Origin of the sequence: Corynebacterium sp. ACRPE, assembly GCF_022347435.1 — a bacterium.
Classification (GTDB): Bacteria; Actinomycetota; Actinomycetes; order Mycobacteriales; family Mycobacteriaceae; genus Corynebacterium; species Corynebacterium tuberculostearicum_D.
The window spans coordinates 39,177-46,781 of the sequence record NZ_JAKRNA010000018.1; the positions used below are offsets into that span (position 1 = coordinate 39,177).

Consider the following 7,605-nt stretch of genomic DNA (forward strand, 5'->3'; position numbering starts at 1 on the left):
TACTGCAATGAAACGCTACCTTTGGCCACGCTCGCCACTGGCGTGGGTTGTCATTGCCGCCGTCATTTTCTTGGTGCTGGGTACCGTCGTGCCGCCGCTGTATAACAATCAAACCCGGCCGCTGGCCTTCGACCAAAACATCAACACCGTCACCGCGCCGTCGGCTGGCGTGTGGATGGATGCGCCCGAGTTTATCGCCGGGGCCAAAGCCACCGGCGATAGCAAAGACCCGCAGTGCCAGGAAAAACAGGCACCCATGTGGTGCTACCTGCACCACGACCTGCTTACTATCGAGCGCAATACCACCACCTCTGAGGTGGCAGAAGATGATGCGCTCGCTAACTCCGATTCGCTCTCTCGCCTGCTCGCCGGCAATACTCCCCTTGCCCGAATCACGGAGCATTCCGTGTTGAACCGCGAGTCCACCTACCCAGTCGCGGCGCCAAAGGATAAATGGAAATTTGTCCTACCGGCGCTGGATACCGGCATGGCCCGCACCGACTTCGAGCGCGATGGAATCAACTACTTCTTTCCCTCCGGTACCGAGCAGCGCTCCTATCCGTTTTTCGACCTAGCGACGCAATCCTCCACGGCGGTGGACTTCACCACGACGGAAAAGCTCGACGGTATCCCTACCTATTCTTTCCACCACGATATCCAGCCCATTTCCCTGGCTGATATGCGCAAAAGCATTACCGCCGAGGTCGATACCGGCACCGGCGATAAGCAGCTAGCGGCCGAGGATTTCCGCATCTCCGGGCCAGCGAAGCGGTTCTACGACGCCGAGTCACGCGAGCTCCTCGGCTTGGATGCCACTGACCGAGTCACGGTAGAGCCCTTCTACACCATCGGCCGCGATATCTCCGTCGAGCCCACCACCGGCACCATGGTGGACCTGCGCGAGAACATCAAGATCTTCTTTGCCGCGGACGAAAAGCAAGCCGGCACCATGGTGGCGAATGACGATACAGAAGACCGCTCCATCCTTGCCGCTGATCTGCGCTGGTCCGATGAGACCCGCGCGGAGCGCCTTAATGAGGTGCGCCCGGTCATTCGCACCATTCGCGCCTTGATGGTGGTCGGCTGGGCCGGCAAGGCCATCGGCGTTGGTCTATTGCTCTGTGCCGCCTATATGTACATGCGCCGCCACCGTGAAGGCTAGGCGTCTTTTACTCCTTATCTGGGGCACCCTCCTCGTGGCCGCGGTGTGCTGGCCCTTTGCCTTGCCCGGCGAGTTCTTGTGGCGCGATATGGCGTTGCTTGACCATCCGGCCCTTTCCCCTTCTGCCTTTGGTGGCGGCAGTTTGCCCGCCCGCAACGCACCGCAGGACGGTTTCCTTGCTCTCGTGGGCGGCGCGTGGGCGGCACGGGTGCTCATTTTTGCCGCCGCCGCGTCCTCCGCGCTCACCGCGGCGCGCTGGGCACGCTCTACAGTCGCCGCGGTGAGCGCGATGGCGGTGGCGGTGGCCAATCCCTTCGTCATCGAGCGTCTCCTGCAGGGCCAGTGGTCGCTTGCAGTGGCTGCGTGGCTGTTGCCGGTCATCGCGTGGGCTGGAAGAAAGCACAGCTGGGTGGCGTGGCTGGCCATGTGGGGAGCATCGCTTACCCCTACGGGCGGGCTCTTTGCCGTGGTGACCGCGGCGGTGACCTGCCGCAAGCGGGTAGCGCTCGGCGGCGTGATTCTGTGCTTGCCGTGGGCCATTCCGGGCATGTTCAACCCCGCCGCGCCCGGCGATACCGCGGCGGCGGTGGCCGCGTTTGGCCCGCGGGCAGAAGACTACGTCGGCACCGCGGGCGCGCTGCTGCGGCTCGGCGGTATCTGGAATGCGGAGGCGGCCATCGGATTCGCCGTGTGCGGCGTCATCGTGGCGATCATCGCCCTGCTCGGGGCGTGGCGGGTTCCCGCACGGTTAAGCGTCCTTGCAGCGATGGGGCTCGGCGGAGCGATGTTCTTCTGGCTGGTTCCCGGTGCTCTGGTGTGGTCCATCGATCACGTACCAGGGGCGGCGCTGCTGCGCGATAGCGGGAAACTGACCATGTTGGCGTTGCCGCTCTATGTGGCCTCACTGGGGGCGCTGCCGAATCTTCCGGCGGCACTGGCCACCATGGCCGCGACCGTGCAGCTGCTGCCCGTTCCGGGACGCCTCGCTGTGCTCGCGCCACGGGATACGGGGATAGATGAACAGTTGGTGCGCGCGATTGACGGCCGCGTGGCCTTCTTCCCGGAGCGCGCCAACCTCGTGGAGGTACCCGGCGGCGTGGCCGTCGACCCCTACTCCAAGGCGGTGGCCATGGTGGAATCAGGAGAATTGAGCGTAGACGGGACCGTGGTGGACCAAGCCTCGCCGCACTACCGGGCGGCGCTGCACGCGTGGGAAGAGCACGATATGAACCGGCTGGCCGAGGTCGGCGTCGGTGTGGTCGTGGTGGACGGTGCCATAGCCGCGGAAACCAACGCGCCGCGGCCGCAGGTTCCGTGGGCGCTTACCGCTTTGTGGATGGCGTGTCCGCTACTAGCCCTTGCAGCAATTCCGCGAACTGCTCGCCGGTCTTCTTCCACGAGAAGCTAGCGGCAAAATCCCGCGCGTTGGAGCCGAGGGTGCGGCGAAGGGGGGCGTCGGCAAGCAGCTGCTTGGTGGCCGCCACGAAGTCCTCTTCGCGCTCTACTAGGATGCCGGTCTTGCCGTTGATAACGCTGTCACGCAGGCCAAACGTATAACCTACGGCGGGCACCCCATGTTGGGCCGCCTCCATTACTGCCAAACCCCACCCCTCTTTGCGCGAGGGCATAAGCAAGGCATCGGCGCGGGCGAGCAGGGCGTGCTTATAGTCCTCGGTCACCTGGCCGCGGAAGCGCACGCGATCGCTTACCCCATGCTCCTCGGCATAGGCGCGCAGGTTAGCCTCCCACCAGCCGGAGCCGATGACGTCCAGGACCGCGCCCGGGGTCTGCGCCACCGTATCCATGGCATGCTCGATCTGCTTATGCGGCACCAGACGCGAGAGCGTGACTAAGTGCACCTCGGCCTCTCGTTCCAGGGAAGGAACGTGATCCGGAACCGGGTCCAGGCCATTGGCGATGATGTGCGCGCCCTTAATGCCCAGCGCCTCTAAATCCTCGCGGGAGGCCTCAGACACGGTGACATAGGGAGCGCCGCGGTAGACGCGCGGGGCCACTCGGGACTCAAGGAACCAACCAAGCCGACCGAGGAGAGGGCCCGCCACCGGCCACTGTTCGCGGTGGCAATGGTGAGTAAGCAGCACCGTCGGTGCTCCAGAAACCAGGCGAGCGAAGAAGGGGATGCCGTTTTGGGTATCGATTACCGCATCCACTCCGCGCAGGTCTCCCAACCCCAGGCGGCCGGCCAACATCGCCGCCCAGGCACGCGGATACACGCCGAATTTGGCGCCACCGCGGCTATAGCGCACGCCGTCGCGCACCTCGCGGTGGGCGGCGTTCATATGCTTGGAGGTGCGAAAGACCACCTCGTGGCCTTCAGACGCCAGGTACTCGCCCACGCGCTCCAAGTAGCGCTCCGAACCACCGCCTTGTGGGTGGGTGGTATCGCGCCAGCATAGTAAAAGAATCTTCATCGTGAGGTATTAGCCTAGTGGGTTATGAGACATACCCGTGAGATGGCCACGCTGCGCCGCTCCTTTCAGCTGCTGCGTTCCTTCCGCTTTGAGCAGACGCGCCCGGAGATTTTCTACGGCGGGCTCGCGGAGGATACGGCCGCGCTGGTGGATAACCTCGGCCGCGACTTGGGCGTGCAGCTTTTCGGAGCACGGGTGCTCGATGTCGGCGGCGGACCGGGCTATTTTGCGGACGCCTTTTCCCGGCGCGGCGCCCGCTATGTGGGATTGGAGCCAGATGCCGGCGAGATGTCTGCGGCCGGCATCCATTTAAGCAATTCCGTGCGTGGCGATGGCACCAACCTGCCCTTTGCCGATAATTCCTTTGACGTGGTCTATTCCTCCAACGTGGCCGAGCACATCCCCAATCCCTGGGATATGGGCGAGGAGATGCTGCGCGTAACCCGCCCCGGCGGACTTACCATCCTGAGCTACACGGTGTGGCTCGGCCCCTTTGGCGGCCACGAGACCGGCCTGTGGGAGCACTACATTGGGGGTGGCTTTGCCCGCGATCGCTATACCCGCCACCACGGCCATCCGCCCAAAAATGTCTTTGGCACTTCGCTTTTCGACGTCCCCTGCTCCGCCGGCCTTGCCTGGGCCCAGCGCACCGGCGCGCTCCAACTCGCCTTCCCCCGCTATCACCCCAGCTGGGCTTGGTGGCTCACCCGTGTGCCAGGGGTACGGGAGTTTGCGGTGTCTAACTTGACGTTGGTATTGCAACCTAAAAGTTTCAATGGCAATACGCGCTGAGCTCGAATACCTCGCTACATTGATCCCGGACTCGATCATCGTGGGTAACCACGACGACAGCAGCACCAGCAGCGGCTTGCTCCTGCAGTAGGGACAGCACGCGGTCACTGTTCTTACTGTCGAGAGCCGCAGTTGGCTCATCCGCCAAGATGAGGCTCGGGGTGCGTACCAAGATACGGGCAAAAGAAGCTCGCTGCTGTTCGCCACCGCTTAAGGAAAATGCTTTCTCCTTCTCTCGCCCAGCTAAGCCCACCTGCTCCAGCGCACCGGAAATAACTTCTGACTTCTTAGCCTGCGGCGTCTTAGGAGGCAATGCTACAGCCAAATTATCGGCAACCGAATCGGTATCAACCAGAGCAAAATCCTGAAATAGATAGCCAATATCGTTGCGACGCACTTTTCGCGCCTGCCTTTCTTTCATACGCGTAGCATCGTGACCGAGCACTTCCATGCTTCCGCCGGTGAGCGAGTCCAGAAGACCTAAGCAATTTAATAGCGTGGTTTTTCCGCAGCCCGAAGGCCCAGTTAAGGCGACTACTTGCCCTGGCGCGATATCTATATCCACGCCGGACCACAAGGTGCGTTTAGCAATGGAGTAGCGACCTTCCCGAATCTTTATTACGGCCTCATTCATTCTTCTATCTCTTTCCTGCCCGATATGAGATGTGCACCATTGTCATTACTGAAACGACAGCCACAAGAATCGAAAGCCCAACCCCGTAGGCCATTGCTTCTGGCGTTACTTTCAGCTGAGCGACGACGGCGGGCATACTATTCATGCGTTCTAGCTCTCGTGCTTGGCCGCCTTTAAACCATAGATAAGCGATGGTGACGCAACAGATTGCGGCGTCAGCAAGCCATAAATATCGATACGCCCGAGTCATGGGGATTCCCATGAACCGGTAGACGCGAAGCCGCTGTGCAAACAACTTTCGATACAAAAAGCCCGCAATGACCGCCATGGTTAGCGCAATCAAAGCCGCAGCAATGACACCGAGGACCAACGCAACGGTATCGGCACGCAGCGAAGCGTTTCCCTTGGCCCAAAGATGTGCAGCCGAGTTGGTCTTCAAAACGAAGTTGCTAAGGTCCGGATCATCGCGAAGCTCAGGCGGAACCCCACCCAGAAAGCCAGTGCCATTCTGAGTCATGCCGGCAACAATGGTTCTATCTGACGGCAGCTGGTCGTCCGGAAAGATGGTCATCACCGGCCCCGCAGTTTTTATCTGTTCTCCCCAACCAGTTTCATCTATCTGCCAAGTAGCTACGTCAAAGTCATCACTATCGAGGATCTCCACTGGGCATTCGTGCTCGCTGCAATAGAAGTCCTTCGGGACCGAATCTGCAATGCCTTCCAGTCCTCGCGGAATATACCTCGTGGGCTCGTGCGGCGGACTATTCTGCAATTCCTCGCGCAGTGGGCCTTCCACCGAACGCATCGCTGCCGTGTAATTGAAACTGAGCATATCCCGGCCGACTCCACCGAACTCTGCCGGTGAGTCCTCAGAAAACTGTACATATTGAAACTGACCAACCGCAGATTTAGCCCGCGCAAGCTCGGCTAACTTGTGTGTTGAATCTACGATGCCATCGCTATCACGCGCCCCTGAAAGTTCCAGGATCTGCAAATCATCGGCTTGCTTCCAGAAGTTACCAACGCCATTTTGCACCTCCACTTCATGCAGGTGGTTTAGTGCTGGGGCTATGAGTCCTACAGCTGCAATGCAGGGCACGAGTTTCAACAAAACGACAATTGCCACGGTACTGCGCTGCGGCAGCTTCCCTTTGAGCCGATCCCTCAGCGCTAGCTTTTTACACGCCCATGTAGTCAGGAGGAATGCCACCACCATGACAGCGAGAAGCGGGAACAGAAATACTGCCGAGTAACGCATAATCCCTAGCATCACTCGTGGTGAAACTAATATTGCGCATAGCACCAATGCCACCGCCCCGATGGCCAGTGCACTAAGAAATGCACTTGCATAAGAACGCCGAAACTCACGTGCAAATATGACGCTAGGCGATAGTCCCATGAGCTGCCACACGGCATAATCCCTCGTTCGTGCGATCGCGCCGGCCACGACGACAGCAAAGCACGTGGCCAGAATCAAAAAATAAATTCCGGCTAGCGCGGTATCCGTAAAAAGGAACGACCACTCTAGGCTTTCAAGTTCCTGGTGCTGCGCGCTGTAAGCATCCAGAATCCCATACACTGTATTTTTGAAATCCTCGCCTCCGGACAGTTGGAGAAGCTGACGCGGATCCTCATCCGGTAATTCCGACAGATCGTGTACGCGAACTGGACTGCCCGGCGCAATCGTGTCGTACCAACTGCTGCCAAAGTCCCCTGCGGCGTAGACGTCGGTATGGTCCGGTTGCTCGAGCTCCACTGCAATGCGCTCACCCTTCGATTGCGCAGCCTCATCGAGTGCAGCAAGAATTTCAGAGCCCTGGCCATCATTCGATCCGACGTTAATGAAAGAGCCGGTTTCAAATATTCCCTCCGACTGCGTCATCGCAAACGCCCAATACCCCAAGAACAATGCGGATAGTACGCAAAATGCGGCGAGAATTCGTTGAGAAAGGCTAACGCCTTCTTTCATGAAATACTTCCTTAACTAAAGCAAGGGTCGCCCATGACGGCGACCCTTGTGACGCTTACCTTCTATTAACACAAGCGGTAATAAGCGCCATCCGCCCCGAGCCAACGAGATGATGCCTGCGCACGGGCCCACGTATTCGCTGGCTGGCAGCCAGAGTCAACGTACTTGTGGCCATTCACGGAACTACCGTGATTAACACTGGGATGGTGGTAGTTCGACCACACTCGTCCTCCACCCTTACCGTGTTCCCACATACCCCCATCGACAAGTTCTCCTGCCAAAGCAGTTCCCCCAAGTGCACTAGCACCTAGTACAAAAGCAGCGGCTGCGGAAGCCAGACTTTTTTCCGCATCTATTTCTCTCCTTTTCCGAAATGAAATACCCGTTTTCCGGGCCGATAAAATAATTTCATAATTATTAATAGTTGTCATCGTTAACGATAAAGAGTTTCACTTTTATTAACTAAGATTAACTTATTGTTTACTTTTTATATCTGGCGGATTCTAGTGGTCGTGGAAACACTTCCTATGTTTCGGTTGAGTTTATCAGTGCTGCCATTTTCTCGGCTGGTGTTTGAAAGCCCAGGGTTTTGCGGGGGCGGCGGTTGAGTTGCATG

Annotated in this window: 7 protein-coding genes; 3 read left to right on the top strand and 4 right to left on the bottom strand. The window is 59.1% G+C overall.

The features are described 5' to 3' along the window. Positions 1–7 precede the first annotated feature (7 nt). Complete coding sequence (locus MHY13_RS09075) at positions 8–1,162, top strand: DUF3068 domain-containing protein (protein WP_150850587.1); 1,155 nt, start codon at positions 8–10, stop codon at positions 1,160–1,162. Beyond that, the gene (locus tag MHY13_RS09080) at positions 1,152–2,570 is read left to right on the top strand and encodes a hypothetical protein (RefSeq protein WP_239282924.1); all 1,419 of its coding nucleotides are present in this window, start codon (positions 1,152–1,154) and stop codon (positions 2,568–2,570) included. The genes MHY13_RS09075 and MHY13_RS09080 overlap by 11 nt, the downstream gene beginning before the upstream one ends. On the opposite strand, the gene MHY13_RS09085 is transcribed toward MHY13_RS09080, so the two are convergent. Continuing rightward, complete coding sequence (locus MHY13_RS09085; RefSeq protein WP_239282925.1) at positions 2,485–3,594, bottom strand: glycosyltransferase family 4 protein; 1,110 nt, start codon at positions 3,592–3,594, stop codon at positions 2,485–2,487. The two genes, MHY13_RS09080 and MHY13_RS09085, sit on opposite strands and share 86 nt — an antisense overlap. Positions 3,595–3,618: 24 nt before the next feature. On the opposite strand from MHY13_RS09085, the gene MHY13_RS09090 reads away from it, so the two are divergent. Further along, on the top strand, positions 3,619–4,386 hold the full coding sequence (locus tag MHY13_RS09090) for a class I SAM-dependent methyltransferase (RefSeq protein ID WP_239282926.1): 768 nt from the start codon (positions 3,619–3,621) through the stop codon (positions 4,384–4,386). Here MHY13_RS09090 and MHY13_RS09095 read toward each other — a convergent pair. From MHY13_RS09095 to MHY13_RS09105, 3 genes are all read right to left on the bottom strand, one after another. Then, positions 4,367–5,020, bottom strand: coding sequence for an ABC transporter ATP-binding protein (locus MHY13_RS09095; RefSeq protein WP_239282927.1), 654 nt, complete (start codon positions 5,018–5,020; stop codon positions 4,367–4,369). The two genes, MHY13_RS09090 and MHY13_RS09095, sit on opposite strands and share 20 nt — an antisense overlap. Before the next feature lie 4 nt (positions 5,021–5,024). Then, positions 5,025–6,989 (bottom strand): hypothetical protein, encoded by a 1,965-nt coding sequence (locus MHY13_RS09100; RefSeq protein WP_239282928.1) that lies wholly within the window; start codon positions 6,987–6,989, stop codon positions 5,025–5,027. 65 nt (positions 6,990–7,054) lie between these two features. Continuing rightward, positions 7,055–7,420: a lactococcin 972 family bacteriocin gene (locus MHY13_RS09105; protein WP_239282929.1), complete on the bottom strand. Its 366-nt coding sequence runs from the start codon at positions 7,418–7,420 to the stop codon at positions 7,055–7,057. Positions 7,421–7,605: the final 185 nt, after the last annotated feature.